Source organism: Couchioplanes caeruleus, from assembly GCF_023499255.1.
GTDB classification, from domain to species: Bacteria; Actinomycetota; Actinomycetes; order Mycobacteriales; family Micromonosporaceae; genus Actinoplanes; species Actinoplanes caeruleus_A.
Genome location: NZ_CP092183.1, coordinates 6,224,069 through 6,244,718, shown reverse-complemented (window position 1 = coordinate 6,244,718; position 20,650 = coordinate 6,224,069). Strand labels below are relative to the sequence as shown.

General features: G+C 72.9%; 16 protein-coding genes. 8 read left to right on the top strand and 8 right to left on the bottom strand.

Going from position 1 to position 20,650, the window contains the following annotated elements; translation table 11 throughout:
- Positions 1-21: 21 nt before the first annotated feature.
- Positions 22-2,802, bottom strand: coding sequence for an aconitate hydratase (locus COUCH_RS28815; protein WP_249608357.1), 2,781 nt, complete (start codon positions 2,800-2,802; stop codon positions 22-24).
- A gap of 198 nt (positions 2,803-3,000) precedes the next feature.
- Between COUCH_RS28815 and COUCH_RS28810 the strand changes: the two genes are divergently transcribed.
- From COUCH_RS28810 to COUCH_RS28800, 3 genes are all read left to right on the top strand, one after another.
- Positions 3,001-3,396, top strand: coding sequence for a hypothetical protein (locus COUCH_RS28810; protein ID WP_249613832.1), 396 nt, complete (start codon positions 3,001-3,003; stop codon positions 3,394-3,396).
- 25 nt (positions 3,397-3,421) lie between these two features.
- Positions 3,422-6,712 carry a pullulanase-type alpha-1,6-glucosidase gene (gene pulA / locus COUCH_RS28805; RefSeq protein ID WP_430640829.1) on the top strand — a complete coding sequence of 1,097 codons (3,291 nt, stop codon included), beginning with the start codon at positions 3,422-3,424 and terminating at the stop codon, positions 6,710-6,712.
- Between the two features lie 300 nt (positions 6,713-7,012).
- Positions 7,013-7,465 (top strand): hypothetical protein, encoded by a 453-nt coding sequence (locus COUCH_RS28800; RefSeq protein ID WP_249608356.1) that lies wholly within the window; start codon positions 7,013-7,015, stop codon positions 7,463-7,465.
- A 247-nt stretch (positions 7,466-7,712) separates the two neighbouring features.
- Here the strand turns inward: COUCH_RS28800 and COUCH_RS28795 are convergent, their stop codons facing one another.
- The 3 genes from COUCH_RS28795 to COUCH_RS28785 form a co-directional block, all read right to left on the bottom strand.
- Complete coding sequence (locus COUCH_RS28795) at positions 7,713-8,330, bottom strand: LysE family translocator (RefSeq protein WP_249608355.1); 618 nt, start codon at positions 8,328-8,330, stop codon at positions 7,713-7,715.
- A gap of 625 nt (positions 8,331-8,955) precedes the next feature.
- Complete coding sequence (locus COUCH_RS28790; RefSeq protein WP_249608354.1) at positions 8,956-10,425, bottom strand: aminopeptidase P family protein; 1,470 nt, start codon at positions 10,423-10,425, stop codon at positions 8,956-8,958.
- 264 nt (positions 10,426-10,689) lie between these two features.
- Positions 10,690-11,346 (bottom strand): superoxide dismutase family protein, encoded by a 657-nt coding sequence (locus COUCH_RS28785; protein ID WP_249608353.1) that lies wholly within the window; start codon positions 11,344-11,346, stop codon positions 10,690-10,692.
- 240 nt (positions 11,347-11,586) lie between these two features.
- Between COUCH_RS28785 and COUCH_RS28780 the strand changes: the two genes are divergently transcribed.
- The gene (locus tag COUCH_RS28780) at positions 11,587-12,525 is read left to right on the top strand and encodes a carbohydrate kinase family protein (protein WP_249613831.1); all 939 of its coding nucleotides are present in this window, start codon (positions 11,587-11,589) and stop codon (positions 12,523-12,525) included.
- Here the strand turns inward: COUCH_RS28780 and COUCH_RS28775 are convergent.
- From COUCH_RS28775 to COUCH_RS28760, 4 genes are read right to left on the bottom strand one after another with little or no spacing between them, the layout of a single operon-like run.
- Positions 12,522-12,917 (bottom strand): thioesterase family protein, encoded by a 396-nt coding sequence (locus tag COUCH_RS28775; RefSeq protein WP_249608352.1) that lies wholly within the window; start codon positions 12,915-12,917, stop codon positions 12,522-12,524. The two genes, COUCH_RS28780 and COUCH_RS28775, sit on opposite strands and share 4 nt — an antisense overlap.
- Before the next feature lie 4 nt (positions 12,918-12,921).
- Entirely contained in the window at positions 12,922-14,451 is a 1,530-nt protein-coding gene (locus COUCH_RS28770; protein ID WP_249608351.1) for a PH domain-containing protein, read from the bottom strand.
- Positions 14,448-14,990: a PH domain-containing protein gene (locus tag COUCH_RS28765; protein ID WP_249608350.1), complete on the bottom strand. Its 543-nt coding sequence runs from the start codon at positions 14,988-14,990 to the stop codon at positions 14,448-14,450. The genes COUCH_RS28770 and COUCH_RS28765 overlap by 4 nt, the downstream gene beginning before the upstream one ends.
- Before the next feature lie 10 nt (positions 14,991-15,000).
- Positions 15,001-15,222 (bottom strand): hypothetical protein, encoded by a 222-nt coding sequence (locus COUCH_RS28760; RefSeq protein ID WP_249608349.1) that lies wholly within the window; start codon positions 15,220-15,222, stop codon positions 15,001-15,003.
- Between the two features lie 278 nt (positions 15,223-15,500).
- Between COUCH_RS28760 and COUCH_RS28755 the strand changes: the two genes are divergently transcribed.
- From COUCH_RS28755 to COUCH_RS28740, 4 genes are all read left to right on the top strand, one after another.
- On the top strand, positions 15,501-16,733 hold the full coding sequence (locus COUCH_RS28755; RefSeq protein ID WP_249608348.1) for an AAA family ATPase: 1,233 nt from the start codon (positions 15,501-15,503) through the stop codon (positions 16,731-16,733).
- A 10-nt stretch (positions 16,734-16,743) separates the two neighbouring features.
- The gene (locus COUCH_RS28750; RefSeq protein ID WP_430640828.1) at positions 16,744-17,760 is read left to right on the top strand and encodes a DUF58 domain-containing protein; all 1,017 of its coding nucleotides are present in this window, start codon (positions 16,744-16,746) and stop codon (positions 17,758-17,760) included.
- Positions 17,757-18,707 carry a VWA domain-containing protein gene (locus COUCH_RS28745; RefSeq protein ID WP_249608347.1) on the top strand — a complete coding sequence of 317 codons (951 nt, stop codon included), beginning with the start codon at positions 17,757-17,759 and terminating at the stop codon, positions 18,705-18,707. The genes COUCH_RS28750 and COUCH_RS28745 overlap by 4 nt, the downstream gene beginning before the upstream one ends.
- A gap of 110 nt (positions 18,708-18,817) precedes the next feature.
- Entirely contained in the window at positions 18,818-20,650 is a 1,833-nt protein-coding gene (locus COUCH_RS28740; protein WP_249608346.1) for a glycoside hydrolase family 127 protein, read from the top strand.

Below are 20,650 nucleotides of genomic sequence, written 5' to 3'. Positions count from 1 at the left end.
GTTCGCTGCGCTGCGTACGTGTCAGCTGTTGAGCATCTTGCGCAGGACGTACTGGAGGATGCCGCCGTGGCGGTAGTAGTCCGCCTCGCCGGGGGTGTCGATGCGGACGTCCGCGTCGAACTCCACGCCCGTGTCCGTGCGGACCTTCACCGTCGACGGGATGCCGCCCTCGTTGAGCGCCGTCACGCCCGTGATCGTGAAGGTCTCCGTGCCGGTCAGGCCGAGCGACTCCGCGTTGGTCTTCGGCGGGAACTGCAGCGGGAGGACGCCCATGCCGATGAGATTGGAGCGGTGGATGCGCTCGTACGACTCGGCGATGACCGCGCGGACGCCGAGCAGCATCGTGCCCTTGGCCGCCCAGTCGCGGGACGAGCCGGAGCCGTACTCCTTGCCGGCCAGGATGACCAGCGGGATGCCGGCCTCCTTGTAGGCCTCCGACGCCTCGTAGATGGTGGTCTGGTCGCCGGTCAGGTGGTTGACCGTGAAGCCGCCCTCGACGCCCGGCACCAGCTGGTTGCGCAGCCGGATGTTGGCGAACGTGCCGCGGATCATGACCTCGTGGTTGCCGCGGCGCGACCCGTACGAGTTGAACTCGTGGCGGGGGACGCCGTGCTCGGCGAGGTACTTGCCGGCGGGGGAGTCCGGCTTGATGGAGCTGGCCGGCGAGATGTGGTCGGTGGTGACCGAGTCGCCCAGCTTGGCCAGCACCCGTGCGCCCGTGATGTCCACGACCGGTTCCGGGGTGGCCGCCATGCCCTCGAAGTACGGGGGCTTGCGCACGTACGTCGAGTCCTCGGCCCACTCGAAGGTCTTGCCCTCGGGCGTGGGCAGCGACTGCCACTGCTCGTCGCCGGCGAAGACGTCCGAGTAGGCGGAGCTGAAGCCCTCGGCGCCGATCGCGGCGGCGATGACGTCGTCGATCTCCTTGGCGCTCGGCCAGATGTCGGCCAGGAGGACGGGCTTGCCGTCCGAGCCGGTGCCCAGCGGCTCCGTGGTGATGTCGATGTCCATCGTGCCGGCCAGCGCGTACGCCACGACCAGCGGCGGGGAGGCCAGGTAGTTCATCTTGATGTCGGGGTTGATCCGGCCCTCGAAGTTGCGGTTGCCGGAGAGCACCGACACGGCGGTGAGGTCGGCCTCGTTCACCGCGGCGGAGATGGCCTCGGGCAGCGGGCCGGAGTTGCCGATGCAGGTCGTGCAGCCGTAGCCGACGAGGTTGAAGCCCAGCTTGTCGAGGTACGGCGTGAGCCCGGCCCGGTCGTAGTAGTCCATGACGACCTTGGAACCCGGCGCCAGGGTCGTCTTGACCCACGGCTTGCGGGTCAGGCCACGCTCGACGGCGTTCCTCGCCAGCAGCGCCGCGCCGATCATGACCTGCGGGTTGGAGGTGTTGGTGCAGGACGTGATCGCGGCGATGCCGACGAACCCGTGGTCCAGCTCGAACTCCGCGCCGTCCTCGCCGACCACGCGGGTGGGCTTGGAGGGGCGGCCGGTGGCACCGTCGGCCGCGCTGAACACGTGCGGCTTGTCGGCCTGGGAGTCGGTGTGGTTCGCCGGCGGGTCGCTGGCCGGGAACGACTCGGCGCTCGCCTCGTCGGCGGGGCCCTCGGTGCCGTCGTCGCTGACGTAGTTGCGCAGCGCCTCGCGGAACATCGGCTTGGCGGCGTTCAGCGGCACGCGGTCCTGGGGGCGCTTCGGGCCGGCGAGCGACGGGACGATCGTCGAGAGGTCGAGCTCGAGCTTCTCGGAGAAGTTCGGCTCGGCGTCCGGGTCGAGCCAGAGGCCCTGACGCTTCGCGTACGCCTCGACGAGCTTGACCTGCGCCTCGGAGCGACCGGTGAGCTTGAGGTACTTGATGGTCTCGTCGTCGATCGGGAAGATCGCGACGGTCGAGCCGTACTCCGGCGACATGTTGCCGATGGTGGCGCGGTTGGCCAGCGGTACGGCGCTGACGCCGGGGCCGTAGAACTCGACGAACTTGCTGACCACGCCGTGCTCGCGGAGCATCTCGGTGATCGTGAGGACGAGGTCGGTGGCGGTGGTGCCGGCCGGCATCTCGCCGGAGAGCTTGAAGCCGACGACGCGCGGGATCAGCATGCTGACCGGCTGGCCGAGCATGGCCGCCTCGGCCTCGATGCCGCCGACGCCCCAGCCCAGCACGCCCAGGCCGTTGACCATCGTGGTGTGCGAGTCGGTGCCGACGACCGTGTCCGGGTACGCCTGACCGTTACGTTCCATGATCGTGCGGGCCAGGTACTCGATGTTGACCTGGTGCACGATGCCGGTGCCGGGCGGGACGACCTTGAACTCGTTGAACGCGGTCTGGCCCCAGCGCAGGAACTGGTAGCGCTCGCGGTTGCGCTGGTACTCCAGCTCGACGTTGCGGGCGAAGGCGTCCTCGCGGCCGAACAGGTCGGCGATGACCGAGTGGTCGATGACCAGCTCGGCCGGGGCGAGCGGGTTGACCTTCGTCGGGTCGCCGCCGAGGTCGTTGACGGCCTCCCGCATGGTGGCGAGGTCGACGACGCAGGGCACGCCGGTGAAGTCCTGCATGAGGACCCGGGCGGGCGTGAACTGGATCTCCACGCTCGGGTCGGCCGTCGGGTCCCAGCCGCCGAGGGCGCGGATGTGGTCGGCGGTGATGTTCGCGCCGTCCTCCGTGCGGAGCAGGTTCTCCAGGAGGATCTTCAGGGAGTAGGGCAGGCGCTCGTGCCCCTGCACCTTGTCGATCGTGAAAATCTCGTAGCTCGCGTCATCGACGCGCAGCTCGCTCTTCGCACCAAAGGTGTCGAGGCTGGCCACGTCATCTCCTTCACACCCAGCGACCGTGAGTAGTCCTCAGCAGTCTGTCGCACCGGCGACGGCCACCCGTCGGTTAGGCACGCCTAACCCACCGTCCACGTCTCCCGTAAACCGTACGTCCGTCTTGCTATGGCGTGCAACCCGGGTCACGGCGGTCCTCAGGTTTACCGGACATGATCATCGGGAATGCGGCGTCCCGTGAAGGCGCCCACGGACCTCGAGAACCTCACCGACTTCTTCGACCGCTACGGCTCCGCGCTGACCAGGGGCGACGTGGCGGCGGTGGCCGGCTGCTACGCGCTGCCGGGGATGGTGGTCGCCGACTCGTACAGCTTCACGTTCACCTCGCCGGCCGCGGTCGCACTGTCGTTCCTGGGGGCCTCGCCGGCATACCGGGAGCAGCAGATCGTCGCAGCGCACGCGCAGATCCGCGACGTGCAGCGGCTCAGCGCGGCGCTCGCCATGGTCGCCGTCGAGTGGGAATACCTCGACAGCTGCGGGGCGGCCGTGCCCGGTGAGCGCTACCGCTACCTGATCCGGGCCGACGCCGACGGGCCGCGGATCACGACGGTGATCGCCACGCCCCGAAATTGACGCACCCCGGTGCCATAGTGTCCAGGTGAGCACGATCGAGATCACCCGGCCCGCCGAGGCCACGACCACGCTGTGCCGGCCGCAGTGGCTCGTGGTGCACTACCGGCGCGACGACAGCCGCTACGACGACTGGTCCCTGCACGTGTGGGGTGACGTCGATCCGTCCGCGGTCACCGGTTTCCCCGGTGGCCACCCTTTTGCCGGTGAGGACGCGTACGGGCGGTTCGCCTGGGTCCGGCTCGGCGACTCCGCGCGGGACGTCGGGTTCCTGGTCGTCGACGGGCACGGCGGCAAGGACGTGCCCGAGGACCGGCACGTCGACCCCGCGCTCACCCCCGAGATCTGGCTGCGCCCCGGCGACGCCGAGATCTATCCGTCGGCCGCTGCCGCGGGCTTCACCGGGGCCGTGACCGCCGACGACGGCTACGCCGTCATCCACTACCGCCGGCCCGGCGGGGACTACAGCGGGTGGGGCGTGCACGCCTGGGAGGGCACCCCGGAAAAGCCCCGATGGGGTACGCCGCTCCCGCCGGCGGCCTGGGACTCGTTCGGAGCCGTGTTCCGGGTTCCCGTCCGGCCGGACGCCGCGGGTGTGCGCTTCGTGATCTACCGCGGCGACCACAAGGACCTGCCCGACGACCAGCGCCTCGACCTCACGTCGGCCCGCGAAGTGTGGATCATTTCCGGTAACGCTGCGCCCGTACATCCGGATCTGGGGTCCTTGGGTCCGGAGCTGGACCCGGCACGGGCGCTGGCGGTCTTCGTCGACCGCACCACCGTCGCCCTTCCCGGCCGGGTGGCCGACCTCGCGAGCTCGTTCGCGCTGGTCGGCGCGGCCGACGGCGGCCTGCGCCGCGACGGCGACGAGCTGACCGGCGACCGCACGACGCTGCCGCTCACCGCGCGGCCCGGCGGGCTGTTCCAGGCGCAGAGCCGGCACTTCCCGCACCTGCGCGCCTACCGTGCGTTCGCCGTGCCGGAGCTGGGCGATGCGGCGCTGGGTCATCTGCTGCGCGGGCAGCTGCTGCTCGTCGGCCGCGACCACGCCGGGCATCTCGCAGTGGTCACCGCCGTGCAGCTGCCGGGCGTGCTCGACGACCTGTATGCGGACGCCGCCGACGCCGAGCTCGGCGTGATCATGGACGAGGAGAAGCCGGCGCTCGCGGTGTGGGCGCCGACGGCCCGCACGGTGTCGCTGGAGCTGTCGAGGACGCCCGGCGACGACGAGGTCAAGATCCTGCCGATGGACCGCGACCCGGTCACCGGCATCTGGAGCATCGCCGGCAAACGCAAATGGATCGGGCGTTACTACCGCTATCGGGTCGAGGTGTGGCACCCCGCCGCGCAGCGCGTCGTCACCACCAGCGTCACCGACCCGTATTCGCTGTCGCTGTCCGCCGACTCGACGCACAGTCAGATCGTCGACCTCGACGACCCCACGCTGAAACCGCCCGGCTGGGACACCCTCGCCCGCCCGCCGGCCGTCGAGCCGGCCCGCATGCAGATCGCCGAGGTGCACGTCCGCGACTTCTCCATCGCCGACGAGACCGTGCCGCCCGAGCACCGCGGCACCTACCTCGCGTTCGCCGACGAGGACACGGCCGGCATGCGGCACCTGCGGATGCTGGCCGACGCCGGGCTGACCCACGTGCACCTGCTGCCCGCGTTCGACTTCGCCACCGTGCCGGACCGGCGCGCCGACCAGGCCGTCCCGCGGTGCGAGCTCGCATCGTTCCCGCCCGACTCGCCCGAGCAGCAGCGCGCCGTCATGGCCGTCGCCGACGAGGACGGCTTCAACTGGGGGTACGACCCGCTGCACTACACCGCGCCCGAGGGCAGCTACTCGACCGATCCGTGCGGCAGCGCCCGCGTCCTCGAGTTCCGCCGGATGGTCGCCGGCCTGCACGCCGCCGGCCTCCGAGTGATCATGGACGTCGTCTACAACCACACGATGGCCGATGGGCTGGCGCCGTTCAGCGTGCTCGACCGGGTCGTGCCCGGCTACTACCACCGGCTGCTCGACGACGGCACCGTCGCCGAGTCGACGTGCTGCTCCAACACCGCGCCCGAGCACATGATGATGGGCCGGCTCGTCGTCGACTCCGTCGTGACCTGGGCGAAGCACTACCGCGTCGACGGCTTCCGCTTCGACCTCATGGGCCACCACCCGCGCGCCAACATCCTCGAGACCCGGGTGACGCTCGACCACCTGGACGGCGGCAAGGACATCTATCTGTACGGCGAGGGCTGGAACTTCGGCGAGGTCGCGTACGACGCCCGCTTCGCCCAGGCCACCCAGGTCAACATGGCCGGCACGGGCATCGGCACGTTCGACGACCGGCTGCGCGACGCGGTCCGCGGCGGCGGCTCGTTCGGCGACGACCCGACGGTGCAGGGCTTCGCGACCGGGCTCGGGTCGGCCACCCCGCTCTTCCTGCACGACCGGATCAAGGTGGGGCTGTCGGGGGCGCTGGCCACGTACCGCTTCACCACCCACACCGGCGCCGAGCAGAGCGGCGCGCAGATCGACTACAACGGCTCGCCGAGCGGCTACGCGGCCTCGCCGGCGGAGTGCGTGGCGTACGTCGACGCCCACGACAACGAGATCCTGTACGACGCGATGGCGTTCAAGCTGCCCCGCGACCTGCCCATGATCGACCGCGCCCGCATGCAGATCCTCGCGCTGTCGCTCGTCGTCCTCGGCCAGGGCGTCGGCTTCGTGGCGCTCGGCAGCGAACGGCTGCGCTCCAAGTCGCTGGACCGCAACTCGTACAACTCCGGCGACTGGTTCAACCAGATCCGCTGGGACGGCGCCCAGGGCAACGGCTTCGGCATCGGCCTGCCCCCGGCCCCGGACAACGAGGACAAGTGGCCGTGGGCCCGTCCCCTGCTCGCCGACCCGTCCCTCGTCCCGTCCGCCCCGATCATCGACCTGACCGCGGCCCGGTACGCCGAACTCCTCCGCATCCGCCGCTCCACCCCCGTCTTCGGCCTCCCCACGGCCGACGAGGTGGAACGCCGCCTGACCTTCCCCCTCGGCGGCCCCCACGAGACCCCCGGCGTGATCGTCATGTGCCTCGACGGCACCGGCCTGGATCCGCGCTGGAGCACGGTGGTGGTCGTGTTCAACGCGACCGGGTCGGAGGCCGCCGAGGTGCTGCCGGGGCTGGCGGGGGTGGACCTGGAGCTGCACCCGGAGCTGATGGGATCGGCCGATCCGCTGCTACGGACGGCTTCGGCCGCGGCGTCCCCGGAAGGGGCCAGGGTGCTGGTGCCGGCGCGGTCGGTCGCGGTGTTCGTCGCTGAGCTGACCTGAGCCGCCGTTTCGTCGGCGCGGCCCTTTGCTGGGCGGCTGTTTGGTCGCGCTTTGCTCATTCCCCAGGGGGCGCATGCGTGGGGGGCTCTGCGCTTGCGTTGTTCGGCTGGCCGGCCTCGCGGTGGGAGGCTTTGCGATTGCCTTGCTGGCCGGCCTTGCCTGGGGTTGCGTGACGGGTCCGCCGGGCGGTTGCTTGGGCGCGGGTGCGGGCCTCGGCTTGAGGTGATCTCGGCGATTCGGAATCATGGCTGACCGGTCGCGCCTCCCACCGGGGCGTTCCCCGGCGGGAGGAAGAGCAACGTGCGTATCCGATGTGCCGTGGCGGGCCTCGCGGTGTTGGCCCTCGCGGCCGGCTGCACCTCGAAACCGGACGCCCAGCCGCAGCCCGGCCCGTCGACCGCGGCCTCCCCGCCCCCCTGGACCGAACCGGCCGACTACGGGTTCGTGGTGGAGCGCCGGTGCGACGGCCGCGCCTCCCTGGGCACGTACCGGGTCACCGTGCGGGACCGGACGGTCGCCACGGCGGACCGCATCGACGGCAAGAACATCGTCGGCGAAGAGGAGATCGACGTGCCGACGCTGGGCGGGCTGCTGGACCTGGCCCGTACGGCGGCGGACGACGGCGGCAAGATGTCGACGAGTGCGGATCCGGTGGACGGGCACCCGGTGACGGTGTCGTTCGACGTGTCGGACGCCGGCGACAACGCCGAGAACACCTGCTTCCACATCACGGAGTACACGCCGGCGTCGTAGCCGTCGTCCGCTTTGATCCCTTGACGCCCGGCGTCGTCGTGGCCTGTCCGCCGGCGTCGTGGCCTGTCTGCCGGCTGCCGGCTGCCGACGTCGTCGTTGTCGCTGCCGCCGGCGTTGTCCGGCGTTGTTCGGCGTCGTCCGCTGGCGTTGTCCGCCGGCGTCCTGGCTGTTTGTCGGCTGGCGTCGGTGTCGTGGTTGTCTCACCTTGGCCACGGCAGGCGGCGACCTCGGCGAGCTGAGGCTCCGGTCAGGCGCGGTCCACTGCCAGGCGGGCTCCGAAGGCGAGCATGGCGGTCCCGGTGAGGGCGTCGAGGGCGCGGCGTACCGCGCGGCGTTCGAGGATTCGGCGGGCTCGGTGGAGCATCGTCGTCAGGAAGAGCAGGTAGGCCAGGGACAGGACGGCGTGGGTGAGGGCCAGGGCCAGGAGCAGGGTCGCGCCCGCGTCCGGGGTCAGGAATTGGGGAAGAATCGCCAGGTAGAACATCAGCACCTTGGGGTTGGTGATGTTCGACAGGAAGCCCTGCCGCCAGCCGTTCGCAGCTTCGGCGCCGGCCGCGGGCGGGGGCGCGTACCGGCCGCGGATGGCTGAGCGCAGCGCCTGGACGCCGAGGTACGCCAGGTAGAGCGCGCCCACCCACTTGATGACGTGGAAGACCGGCTGAGCCCGCACGATGAGCGCACCGAGGCCCGCGACGGCGGCGGCGCCCTGAATCACGTTCGAGGTGGACACGCCGGCCGCGCACCACATGCCCCGGCGGCGGCCGCCCGACACCGTGTTGCCCGTGACGACCGCGAAGTCCGGGCCGGGGATGAGCACCACAACCGTGGCGAAGGTCAGGAACGTTCCATAGGCGTGCCAGTTCATGAGGCCACGCTAACGAGCATGTCCCGGGGTCGGCTGGTGGGAATCGGACATGGCGTTTCCCCTCCGCGGGCCGAAGGAAGAGCCTGCCGTAGGAAGAGGCCGGCCGCAGGCAGGCCCGGCCATAGGAAGAGGCCGGCCGTAGGAAGGAAGGGGCGAAAGGAAAGGGCGCTGAGCGGGCCGGCGCGACGGAGCGGTGGACAGGCCGAGCGGGGGGCGAGGCGAGAGCGTGGGGCGGCGCGAGGCGACAGGCCAAGCCGGCGCGAGGCGACAGGGCCAAGCCGGCGCGAGGCGAGGCGGCAGGCGGCGAGGTGAGCGGGCAGGCGCGATGGGGCGGGTAACCCGGGGGTGCGCGCAGCGGGGAGCACGCGAGTGAAAGGAGCACCCGGCGTGAGAGGGGCGCGCGGAGTGAGAGGGGCGCGCGGAGTGAGAGGGGCGCGCGGCGTGAGAGGGGCGCGCGGCGTGAGAGGGGCGCGCGGAGTGAGAGGGGCGCGCGGCGTGAGAGGGGCACGCGGCGCGGCGTGGGGGAGCGCGCGGTGCAGAAAGGGCAAGCCGCCCTGCGACGGCGGGGGCCGGGTTGGGGCGTGGGGCCCGGGAAACGAGGGCCCCACGCGAAGCGGGGAGCGGGCTACTCCGGCAGGCGGGGGCCGGCCTCGCGCTGGGACGACAGCCAGGCCTCGACCTCGGCCGACGATCGGGGCAGGCCCGCCGACAGGTTGCGGCAGCCGTCTGCTGTCACGACGACGTCGTCCTCGATGCGGACGCCGATGCCGCGGAGTTCTTCCGGGACCAGGTCGTCTTCCGGCTGGAAGTAGAGGCCGGGCTCGACCGTGAGGACGTAGCCCTCCTTCAGTTCGCCGTCGCGGTACGTCTCCTTGCGGGCCGCTGAGCAGTCGTGGACGTCGATGCCGAGCATGTGGCCGAAGCCGTGCAGGGTCCAGCGGCGGTAGACCGTGGAATTCTCCGACATGGCTTCGTCGACGCTGACCGGGAGCAGGCCGAGGTCGGCGAGGCCTTCGGCGAGCACTCGCATGCAGGTCAGGTGGACGTCGCGGAACCTCACGCCCGGCTTGACCGCGTCCATGCCCGCCTGCTGGGAGGCGTGGACGATGTCGTACACCTGGCGCTGCAGCGGGGTGAAGGTGCCGGAGACCGGGACCGTGCGGGTCACGTCGGCCGTGTAGTACGTGTGGCCCTCGACGCCCATGTCCATGAGCAGCAGCTCGCCCGGCCTGGTGACGCCGGTGTTGCGCACCCAGTGCAGGATCGTCGCGTGGGCGCCCGCGCCGACGATGCTGCCGTAGCCGACGTCGTTGCCGTCGGTGCGGGCGCGCAGCGCGAAGACGCCCTCGAGCAGGCGCTCCTTGACGCCGCGGTCGGCGGGCAGCACGCGGGCCACGTCCTCGAAGCCGCGGACCGTGGCGTCGATCGCCTCCTGCAGCTGGGCGATCTCCCACTCGTCCTTGACCAGCTTGAACTCGGAGATCACCGCGGCGAGGGCGCGGTCGCGCCGGGTCTGCGGGTCCGGGTCGTAGGCGAGGACCGCGCGGTCGACGGCGGGGTCGAGGCCGCGGAGAACCCGGGTGCGGGCCGGGGCGCAGTCGGCGAGGGCCCTGCCGAGATCGCTGTACGGCGCGGTCTCCACGCCCAGCTCGGTGGAACGCTCCGCCAGGGTGTGCCGGCGGCCGACCCACAGCTCGCCGTTGCGGCTGCGGAAGAAGGCGTCGGTGTCCTTGGAGTTGCGGTCGTGGGTGTAGAGCACCGCGTCGTGCCCGGAGCCGCTGGGGCGCAGGATCAGCACGCCGTCCGGGTCGCTGTCGCCGGTCAGGTACACGAAGTCGCTGCCGGGCCGGAACGGGTGGTCGGTGTCGTTGGCGCGCACCTTCTCGTTGCCGGTCGGGATGATCAGCGTCTCGCCGGGGAACGCGTCGGAGAGCGCGGCGCGGCGCTTCGCGTGGTTGGGCGCCTCGGGCCGCGCGGTGACGTCCAGCCGGTCCTCCCGCCAGCCGCCCCGCATGAACTGCAGGAACGCCTCGGGGAAGTCGGGGTCGTGCGACTCCGTCTTCGGGGTCGTCGTGCCGTCACCCTGCTCAGCCATCGTTGGCCCTCCCGTCTCGCGTCCCGTACCAGACGTTACCGCCTCCCTCCGACAAGAAGCCCGACGGATCCGCCCGGGATGATCACCCCGGCGCGGAACGCGGGCGAGGAAGGACCGGCGGAAGCCGGGCCGGCGAGGCCGAGGAAGGCACGCAGCCGGACGGCGAAAGTAGTGGGCAGCAAAGTCGGAGCGGACGGCGAGGCCAGAGCGGGCGACGCACGCAGAGCGGGGCGGCGAAAGCGGAGAAGGGCGAGCGCCAGGGGGTCAGGACGGCAAGGTGAGGCAGGCCACGCGCGGACCTGCCGTGCCGGCATCCTTTCCGGTACGGGTCCGCTCGGCGTGGATGACCAGCGAGTGCGGCGCGCGTACCGGGTCGAACGTCCAGTCGTGCACGGACACCACGGTGGCCGCGCCGCGCAGGTCGGCGGCGAAGTCGAGCCACACCTCGTTCTGCGGGTTGGCGTAGACCGGGTCGCTGGACGGCTTCGACGGTGCGATGTCGTGCTGGTAGTGCGGGCCCGCGTCGTCCGGTACGGAGGTGCAGGAGCCGGTGTGCAAATGCGCCCCGTACGAGCGCCGCGGCACCATTCCCGTCACGTGCAGGCGTACGCGGACGCCCTGGGTCGTGGTGTCGATCGTGACCTCGGCCGTCGCGCCGGGCGGGACCACCGCGGGGTCGTACGTGATGGCGCGGGTGCCCTGCGGGGACGGCAGGAACGTGCCGGTCGTCGTGTTCTGGTTGAGCGGGGCGTCGCCCGAGGGCCCCGGGCTGACGGCGGGGGAGCCGCCGCCGGTGACCATGAACGGCGTTCCGGGCGGCGGGGGCCGGGCCGTCACGCCCGCCGGGGTGTAGCCGCCGGTGTCGGCGCATCCGGCGAGCGCCGCGAGGACGGTGGTCAGGAGCGGCAGGACGAGGCGCATGGCCGAATCATGCCAAAAGGGCAGCAAATGGACGAGCATCGGGCAAGTGCTAGCTTTCTCGCGGCGCGGGGGCGAGGCTGACGGCATCGGTGGAAGCGCGCCGCGAGCCGACGCTGACGGCACGGCGAGGGCGTGCCGCGAGGCGGGACCGGCGCGAGGCGACGCCCGCGCGTGTGCGGCGGCGAGGGCTGCCGCGCGAGGCTGACGGCATGGGGCCGGCGTGACGTGGAGGGGATCGGAATGGGCTACGCGGTGGTGCTCGGGGAAGCGCTCGTGGATCTCCTGGAGACCGGGCGTGACGGCGAGTTGATCTACCGCCAGGCGATCGGCGGGGCGCCGCTGAACGTCGCGGTGGGCGCCACCCGGCTCGGCGGTGACGTGCAGTACGTGGGCTCGCTCGGCAACGACACCCTGGGCGACCGCATCGCCGCGTTCCTGCGCCAGAGTGGCGTCGGCACCACGTCGATGACCCGGGTCGGCGTGCCCACGACGCTCGCGGTCACCACGTTCGAGGGCGCCGAGCCGACGTTCCAGTTCTACGGCGAACCGCCCTCGTACTCGCTGGTTACGGCCGACGACGTCGACGAGGCGATGGTGGCCGGCGCGTCCGTGCTCTACGCCGGGTCGATCGCGCTGATGCGCGAGCCGTTCGTCTCGGCGGCGCGCAAGGCGTGGGCGGTGCCGGGTCCGCTGCGGGTCTTCGATCCCAACGTACGCCCGAAGCTGCTGCCCGACGCCGCGGCGGTCACCGCCCTGCGCGAGCTCGTCGAAGGGTTCTTCGCCACGGCGGACCTGGTCAAGCTGAGCTCCGCCGACGCGGAGGTGCTGTGGGAGGGCGCCGGTCCGGCCGGGGCCGCCGAGCACATCCTCAAGCTGGGCGCCCGGGCGGTGGTGGTGACCTGCGGCTCCAAGGGCGCGTACGTGGCGGCCACCGACGGCGCGGGGATGCTGCCGGCGCCGAGCGTCAACGCCGTCGACGCGACCGGCGCGGGCGACTCGGTGATGGGTGCGCTGGTCCGCCGCCTGCTCGCCGACGGCATCCCGGCCGACCTCGCGGGCTGGCAGGCGTACGTGACGTTCGCGCTGGCCGTGGCGGGCCTGGTGTGCGAACGTCCCGGCGGTGCGGTGGCCATGCCGACGTACGAGGAGCTCACCGCCCGCTGGGGCGCGCTGATCTAGCTGTCGCCGAGCGCCTTGGCGATGAACCGCCGGCGGTCGAGGACGACCCGCTCGACCCGGACCTCGGCCACCAGCTCCTCGCCGTCGCGGACGACCACCTCGAACAGCAGCTTGCGGCCGTCCACCTTGGCCAGGGTGGCGAGCGCGGTCACCCGGTGCCCGACCGGCGTCGGCGCGCGGTGCTCCACCTCGGCGCGGGTGCCCACCGTCGTCACGCCGCCGGGCAGCAGCCGCGCGGTGGCCGCCACGGTGGCCGCCTCGGCGAGCGCGAGCACCCGCGGGGTGGCCAGCACCGGCACGTCGCCGGAGCCCACGGCCTGGGCGGTGTCGGCATCGGTGACGGTCAGCTCCACCCGGGCGGAAAGTCCGGGACTGAACTGCGGAAGCTCCATGCGGTCAGCTTAGAGGCTCGGTCGCGGCCCGTCCGTGCCCGCCGCCGGCAGCGAACCCGCCACCGCCCACCGGCCCGCCGGCAGCGATCCCGCCACCGCCCACCGGGCCGCCGTCGGCAGCGATCCCGCCATCGCCCGCGCGGCCGCCGCCGGAGGCGGGAGTGCCGCCGGGGGTGAGGCCGGCCGACGGGGTCACGGCGCGGGCCCGGCGGGCGCGGATCGACAGCTGTTCGGCCAGCCACCACGCCTCGGCCAGGTCGCGGTCCTCGGCCACGCCCGAGCGGCCGCCGGCCGTGTCGGCGTACACGCTGGCGAGGCCGAGCAGCCGCTGCACCGGTCCCTGCACCACGCGCACGCTCTGCAGCCGGGCGTACGGCACCAGCGTCATCTCCCGGGTCAGCAGCCCCGACCGTGACACGAACACCTCCGGCGTCAGGCCGACCCCGATGGTGCGCAGCGTGAACGGGTGCAGCCAGCGCGCCCGGGCCGGCGGCGGCGCGGTCGGCAGGGCGGCCAGGTCGACGCCCGGCAGCACCTCCCACACCAGGAACCGGCCGGATTCGAAGGCGCCGACCGGCAGCAGGCGGTCCGAGCGTTTGGCGTCGCCGGACTGCGGGCCCGCGTACCCGGCGATGTCGAGGCGCAGGTGCAGCCAGCCCTGGACGCGCCAGAGCAGCGGCCAGGTGACGCCGATCGTCTGCACCCGGTTGAGCGGGACGATCTGGCTGCGCGTCTCCAGCAGCCCGTAGCGCACCGCGAGCCGCCCGGCGGGGTCGCGCGCGAGCCGGAAGTCCCAGTCCTGCAGCACCCGGCGGACCGGTTGCAGCAGCACGCCGGCCATCGCGGTGACTGTGCTGGCGATGCCGACGAACGTCCACGAGCCCTCGAGCACCGTCTGCATGACGACGAACGCGACGCCGACGGGCAGGAAGAAGGCCTGCGGGGTGAGCAGCTGGCTGATCAGCAGGTCGCGGTTGCTGACCCGGAACAGCGGGCGTTCGAGGCCGGGCGCCGGGTCGTCGTCGGCCCGCTCGGCGGTGCCGGGCGTACGCCCGGCCAGCGCGAGCAGCCGCTGCCGCAGCGCGCCGGCCTCCCGTACGGTCAGATAGGCCAGCGGCGCCTCGGTCTTGCCGCCGCCGACCACCTCGAGCCGCAGCTCGGCCAGGCCGGTGAGCTGCGCGAGCAGCGGCCGGCGCAGCTCCACGGCCTGCAGGCGGTCGAGCGGGATCGCCCGGTTGCGCCGCCACAGCAGCCCGTCCTGGATGCGCAGCTCCCGGCCCACCACGTGGTAGCCGGTGTTGAGCCAGCCGATCACCGAGAAGATCACGACGGCGACGGCGAGCACGGCCACCACCAGCGCGAACCGTTCGAGCCCCACCTGCGACAGCGTCTGCCAGCTCAGCGCGGCGACGATGACCGCGATCGACTTGGCGCCGTGCAGCAGCGGGCTGAGCGGGTGCAGGCGCCGGCGCGGCTCCTCGCCGATGACCGGCGGCTCCGGCTGGGGCTGCGGCGGGGCGTCGGCGGTGGTCACAGGCCCTCGGCCCGGTCCTCGCCCAGCGCGGTGAGCCGGTCGCGCAGGCGGGCCGCCTCCTCCGGCGGGAGCCCGGGGATCTTCGCGTCGCTCGCCGCCGCCGCGGTGTGCAGCTGGACGGTGGCCAGGTGGAAGGCGCGTTCGAGGGGACCGGCCGTCACGTCGACGAACTGCATCCGGGCGTACGGGACGATGGAGAGCCGGCGCACCACGAGCCCGTGCCGGACCAGCAGATCGTTGTCGCGTTCGGCGTACCCCCAGGCCTTGACGGCCCGGACCGTCACGATCGAGCGCCAGATCGCCAGGACCGCGACCGCCGCCATCGCGGCGGTCCAGGCCCAGTGCCGGTGGAACGCCCAGCCGGCGCCGAGCCCGCCCAGGACGACGACCACCCACGCCGCGCGGCTGATCAGCTCCACAGTGATCAGGTTGCGCGACACCGGCCGCCATTCCACGGTGTCCGGCCACGGCTCAAGAGCGTCGCCGGGGGACAGGCCGACGGTGGGCGCGCCGGGGAGGGAACCGCTGGGCTCGGTCACGCCTGAAAGCCTAGGCGGTGGGATGGAATTCGGTCACCTCGCGCAGGAACCCGCGGGCGCTCAGGAAGTCGCCGAGCGTCTCACGGTGCGGCGTGCAGGCGAGCCAGGTCTTGCGGTACCCCGGCTCGTGCAGCTTCGGGTTGTTCCACCGCAGCGCCCATTCCGCGGATGCACGGCAGCCCTTGGCGGAACATTGAACTGCGGGAAACTGGCGGGCAAGCTCCTCGGCCACTCCGGAAGCCTAGCCCGGTCCGGGGGGAGTTGAGCGCCGGGCGACCACGGGGGAAGTCGCCCGGCGACGCGCTGAATGTTACACGGGTCGTCCGGCCTTTCGTCTACCCGCCGCGGGTGCCCGTCCGTGCGCATCGCGCAGAAAGATCGACATCTCCGGACCCTTGCGGTCGGCGCGTAATCCGGCTCCGCCGGACCGCTCTCAGCATGGTCGTGTAAGTCTTGAGCGTCGGCACCCGTGCCGGCGCGACCGCGAAGTGCGACATCCCTGGAGGACCGGTGGCCGAGCCGACCACACCCGAGGGCACGAGCAGCGCCGATCCCGGCGCCCCGGTGCCACCCGCGCAGGACGCCACCCAGCTCGAACGCGCCATGTTCGAGGTGAAGCGGGTGATCGTCGGCCAGGACCGGATGGTCGAGCGGATGTTCGTCGCGCTGCTGGCCCGCGGGCACTGCCTGCTGGAGGGCGTCCCGGGCGTGGCCAAGACCCTCGCGGTGGAGACGCTGGCCCGGGTGGTCGGCGGCTCGTTCTCCCGGGTGCAGTTCACCCCCGACCTGGTGCCCGCCGACATCGTCGGCACCCGCATCTACCGGCAGTCGAGCGAGAAGTTCGACGTCGAGCTCGGCCCCGTCTTCGTCAACTTCCTGCTCGCCGACGAGATCAACCGCGCGCCCGCGAAGGTCCAGTCGGCGCTGCTGGAGGTCATGGCCGAGCACCAGGTGTCCATCGGCGGCGAGAGCCACGCGGTGCCCGACCCGTTCCTGGTGATGGCGACGCAGAACCCGATCGAGCAGGAGGGCGTGTACCCGCTGCCCGAGGCGCAGCGCGACCGCTTCCTCATGAAGATCCTGGTGGGCTACCCGACCGACGCCGAGGAGCGGGAGATCGTCTACCGGATGGGCGTCAGCGCGCCCGAGCCGAAGCAGATCTTCACCTCCGGCGACCTGCTCGCCCTGCAGCGCCGCGCCGACCAGGTGTTCGTGCACAACGCGCTGGTGGATTACACCGTACGGCTCGTGCTGGCCACCCGCGCGCCGGCGCAGCACGGCATGCCGGACGTCGCCCAGCTGATCCAGTACGGCGCCAGCCCGCGCGCCTCGCTCGGCATCGTCCGGGCCACCCGGGCGCTCGCCCTGCTCCGCGGCCGCGACTACGCGCTGCCGCAGGACGTGCAGGACATCGCCCCGGACATCCTGCGGCACCGGCTGGTGCTCAGCTACGACGCGCTGGCCGACGACATCCCCGCCGACCACATCGTCGCCCGGATCATGGCGAGCGTGCCGATGCCGTCGGTGTCGGCCCGCCAGGACGCGGCGCCGGCGAACGGTCATGTCGCCCAGGTGTCCGGGGCGCCGGCCAGCGGAGGCCCGGCCTTCGGCGGTGCCGTGCCGGCCGGCGGGGGTCCGGCCTTCGGCGGCGCGGCGCCGGCGAGCGGCCCGGCGTACGGCGGCAACCCCGCGTACGGGGGCGCGCAGCCGCAGCAGCAGCCGGTCTGGCCGGGACAACAGTGACGGTGCATCGGTGACGACCGCCGACATCCCCGCTCCGGCCGCCGACTCGGGCACGGCCCGCGCCGAGGCCGTGCTGTCGCGGCTGCAGCTGCTCGTCACGCGCAAGCTCGACGGGCTGCTGCAGGGCGACTACGCGGGCCTGCTGCCCGGCCCCGGCAGCGAGGCGGGGGAGAGCCGCGAGTACCGGCCCGGTGACGACGTGCGCCGCATGGACTGGCCGGTCACGGCGCGGACCACGATGCCGCACGTACGCCGTACGGTGGCCGACCGCGAGCTGGAGACCTGGATGGCCGTGGACCTGTCGGCCAGCCTCGACTTCGGCACCGCCCGCTATCTCAAGCGCGACCTCGTGCTGGCGGCGGCCACCGCGATGGCCCATCTGACGGTGCGCGGCGGCAACCGGATCGGCGCGGTCGTCGGCACCGGGCCGGGCCGGGTGGCGCCGGAGCCGGGCGGCGGCTTCCCGTGGCGGCGGCGCAGGGCGGCGGCGGTCGCGGTGCCCCAGCCCGCCCCGATGGTGCGGATGCCCGCGCGCCCCGGCCGCAAGGAGGCGCAGGGACTGCTGCGGGCCATCGCGCGTACGGAGATCCGCCCGGGCCGCACCGACCTCGGCGAGCTGGTGGACATGCTCAACCGGCCTCCGCGCCGCCGCGGCGTGGCCGTGGTCATCTCCGACTTCCTCTCGCCGGTGCAGGGCTGGGCCCGCCCGGTCCGCAAGCTCGGGGTCCGGCACGACGTGCTGGCGATCGAGGTGGTGGACCCGCGCGAGCTGGAACTGCCCGACGTCGGCGTGCTCACCCTGGCCGATCCCGAGACGGGCGCGCTGCACGAGGTGCAGACCGCCGATCCGGGGCTGCGGGCCCGGTACGCCGAGGCGGCCGGCCGGCAGCGCGCCGAGATCGCCCACGCCCTGCGCGCCGCCGGCGCCGCCCATCTGCGCCTGCGCACCGACACCGACTGGCTGCTGGACGTCGTCCGCTTCGTGGCCGCTCAACGACACGCTCGCACCCGGGGGACCACCCGATGATCCGTTTCCTGCAGCCGTGGTGGCTGCTCGCCGTCCTGCCCGTCCTGCTGGTGGTGGGCTTCTACGTCTGGCGGCAGTTCCGCAAGCGCCAGTACGCGATGAAGTTCACCAACGTGGAGCTGCTGCGCAGCCTGGCGCCGAGAGGCCTGGGCTGGCGCCGGCACGTCGCGGCGGGCGCGTTCCTGCTGAGCCTGTTCGTGGTGGCGCTGGCGATGGCCCGGCCGTCAGTGGACCGGGAGGAGCCCCTGGAACGGGCGACCGTCATGCTCGCCATCGACGTGTCGCTGTCCATGGAGGCCGACGACGTCGCGCCGAACCGGATCGAGGCGGCGCAGGAGGCGGCGAAGGCGTTCGTGCAGGAGCTGCCGCCGACGTACAACCTGGGCCTGGTGTCGTTCGCGAAGGCGGCGAACGTGCTGGTGTCACCGACCAAGGACCGCGCGGCCGTGATCTCCGGGATCGACGGGCTGACGCTGGCCGAGGCGACGGCGACCGGCGAGGCGGTGTTCACCTCGCTGGACGCGATCCGCTCGGTGCCGTCGGACGGCGCGGACGGCGCCCCGCCGGCCCGGATCGTGCTGCTCTCGGACGGGTACCGCACGTCGGGGCGCTCGGTGGAGGACGCGGCGGCCGCGGCGTCGGCGGCGAACGTCCCGGTGTCGACGATCGCGTTCGGCACGGACACCGGCGTGGTCGACATCCGGGGTGCGCTGCAGCGCGTACCCGTGGACCGCAAGTCGCTGCAGGAGCTGGCGCAGGACACGAAGGGCTACTTCTACGAGGCGGCGTCGGTCAGCGAGCTGAAGCAGGTGTACGAGGACATGGGCAGCTCGATCGGCCACCGGGTGCAGCCGGAGGAGATCACCCAGTGGTATGCGGGGGCGGCCCTGCTGCTGGGGCTGGCCGCCGCGGCGATGAGCCTGCTCTGGACGTCGCGACTGCCCTAGCGGGTTTTCCGGCGCGAGCTGGCGTCATCTGAATCGGCGTTGACGCGCCTCGCGAGGGACTCCTACGGTCGGCGAGGAAAGCGATTTCCGAGTTTCCTCGGGAGGTCCTCGTGACCGGTCCGCTCGTTCCCACCCCCGACGCCTCCTGCCGGCTGCGGCCGGTCACCACCGCCCGCCTCGACGGCGGCCTGCTCGCCGAGCGGCAGCGGGTCAACGGCGAGGCCGCGGTCCCGTCCGGGCACGAGCGGCTGCGGGCCGCCGGCAACCTGGACAACCTGCGGATCGCCGCCGGGGAAGCCGCCGGTGAGCTGCGCGGCCCGGTGTTCATGGACTCCGACGTCTACAAGTGGCTGGAGGCGGCGGCCTGGGAGTACGCCCGCGCGCCCCGGCCGGCCCTGCTCGAGGCGCAGCGCGCCGTCACCGCCGTGGTCGCCGCCGCCCAGCGCGCCGACGGCTACCTCAACTCGATGGTCCGCGAGCGCTACCGCGACCTGCCCTGGAGCCACGAGCACTACTGCGCCGGGCACCTCATGCAGGCGGCCGTCGCCCAGTCGCGGGCCACCGGCGACAAGGCCCTGCTGGAGGTGGCGGTCCGGTTCGCCGACCACCTCGTCGCGACGTTCGGGCCGGGCCGTACGGAGGACGTCGACGGCCACCCGGTGGTCGAGATGGGCCTCGTCGAGCTGTACCGCGAGACCGGCCGCGCCGGCTACCTCGAGCTGGCCCGCTGGTTCGTGCAGGCGCGCGGGCACGGGCTGATCGAGAAGCACGGCCACGAGCCGACGTACTTCAGCGACCGCGTACCGGTCCGGGACCAGCGGACCGTCGAGGGGCACGCGGTCCGGGCCGTCTACCTGACCGCCGGGGCCGCCGACGTCGCCCTGGAGACCGGCGACGACGCTTTGCTCCAGGCGCTGCGCCGGCAGTTCGCGCACATGCTCGCCACGAAGACGTACCTCACCGGCGGGCTCGGGTCGCGGTGGGAGGGCGAGTCGTTCGGGGACCCGTACGAGCTGCCGCCGGACCGCGCGTACGCGGAGACCTGCGCGGCGGTGGGTGGCATCCAGTGGGCGTGGCGGATGCTGCTGGCCACGGGCGACGCCGCGTACGCCGACGCCGCCGAGCGGATGCTGCTCAACGGGTTCCTCGCCGGGGTGTCGCTGACGGGCACCGAGTACTTCTACGTCAACCCGTTGCAGCTGCGCGCCGGCGCCCACTCCGACGAGAACCGCAGCCCCGCGCACGGGCGCCGCGGCTGGTTCAACTGCGCCTGCTGCCCGCCCAACGTGATGCGCACCGTCGCGAGCCTGGGCGCGTACCTCGCCACGACCGACGCGGACGGCATCCAGATCCAGATGTACGCCCCCAGCACGATCGAGGCCGACGGCGTGCGCCTGGCCGTGGAGACCGGGTATCCGTGGGACGGCCTGATCCGCGTCCGCGTGCTGGAGTCACCGCAGCGGGAGTGGACCCTGTCGATGCGCGTACCGCCGTGGGCGCGGGGGGCGGTGCTGCAGGGTGACGACGCCGAGCCCGGCGGGTACGCGCACGTGCGCCGCACCTGGCAAGCCGGGGACGTGGTGGAGCTGCGGCTGCCGATGACCGTCCGGGTCACGACGGCCGACGAGCGCGTGGACGCCGTGCGCGGCTGCGTCGCCCTGGAACGCGGCCCGCTGGTGTACGCCGTCGAGCACCCGTCCGCCGACGACCTCACCTTCGAGGCCGTCGCCAGCGCCGAGTTCCGGCCCGAGCTGCTGGGCGGCGTGACCGTCATCGGCCTCACCGCCCGGATCGGCGAGCACCGGGAGCGGCCGTGGCCGTACGCCGCGGACCGGCCGGCGTGGTCCGGGGAGCGCGCGGAGGTCGAGGCGGTGCCGTACTTCGCGTGGGCGAACCGCGGCACAGGCCCCATGCGGGTGTGGCTGCCGGACGGGAGACGGTGA

What these genes read in the sequence shown, in the direction of transcription:
- COUCH_RS28795 (WP_249608355.1), bottom strand. Translation starts at nt 8,330, where the DNA reads ATGAACTGGCACGCCTATGGAACGTTCCTGACCTTCGCCACGGTTGTG.
- COUCH_RS28790 (WP_249608354.1), bottom strand. Translation starts at nt 10,425, where the DNA reads ATGGCTGAGCAGGGTGACGGCACGACGACCCCGAAGACGGAGTCGCAC.
- COUCH_RS28785 (WP_249608353.1), bottom strand. Translation starts at nt 11,346, where the DNA reads ATGCGCCTCGTCCTGCCGCTCCTGACCACCGTCCTCGCGGCGCTCGCC.
- COUCH_RS28780 (WP_249613831.1), top strand. Translation starts at nt 11,587, where the DNA reads ATGGGCTACGCGGTGGTGCTCGGGGAAGCGCTCGTGGATCTCCTGGAG.
- COUCH_RS28775 (WP_249608352.1), bottom strand. Translation starts at nt 12,917, where the DNA reads ATGGAGCTTCCGCAGTTCAGTCCCGGACTTTCCGCCCGGGTGGAGCTG.
- COUCH_RS28745 (WP_249608347.1), top strand. Translation starts at nt 17,757, where the DNA reads ATGATCCGTTTCCTGCAGCCGTGGTGGCTGCTCGCCGTCCTGCCCGTC.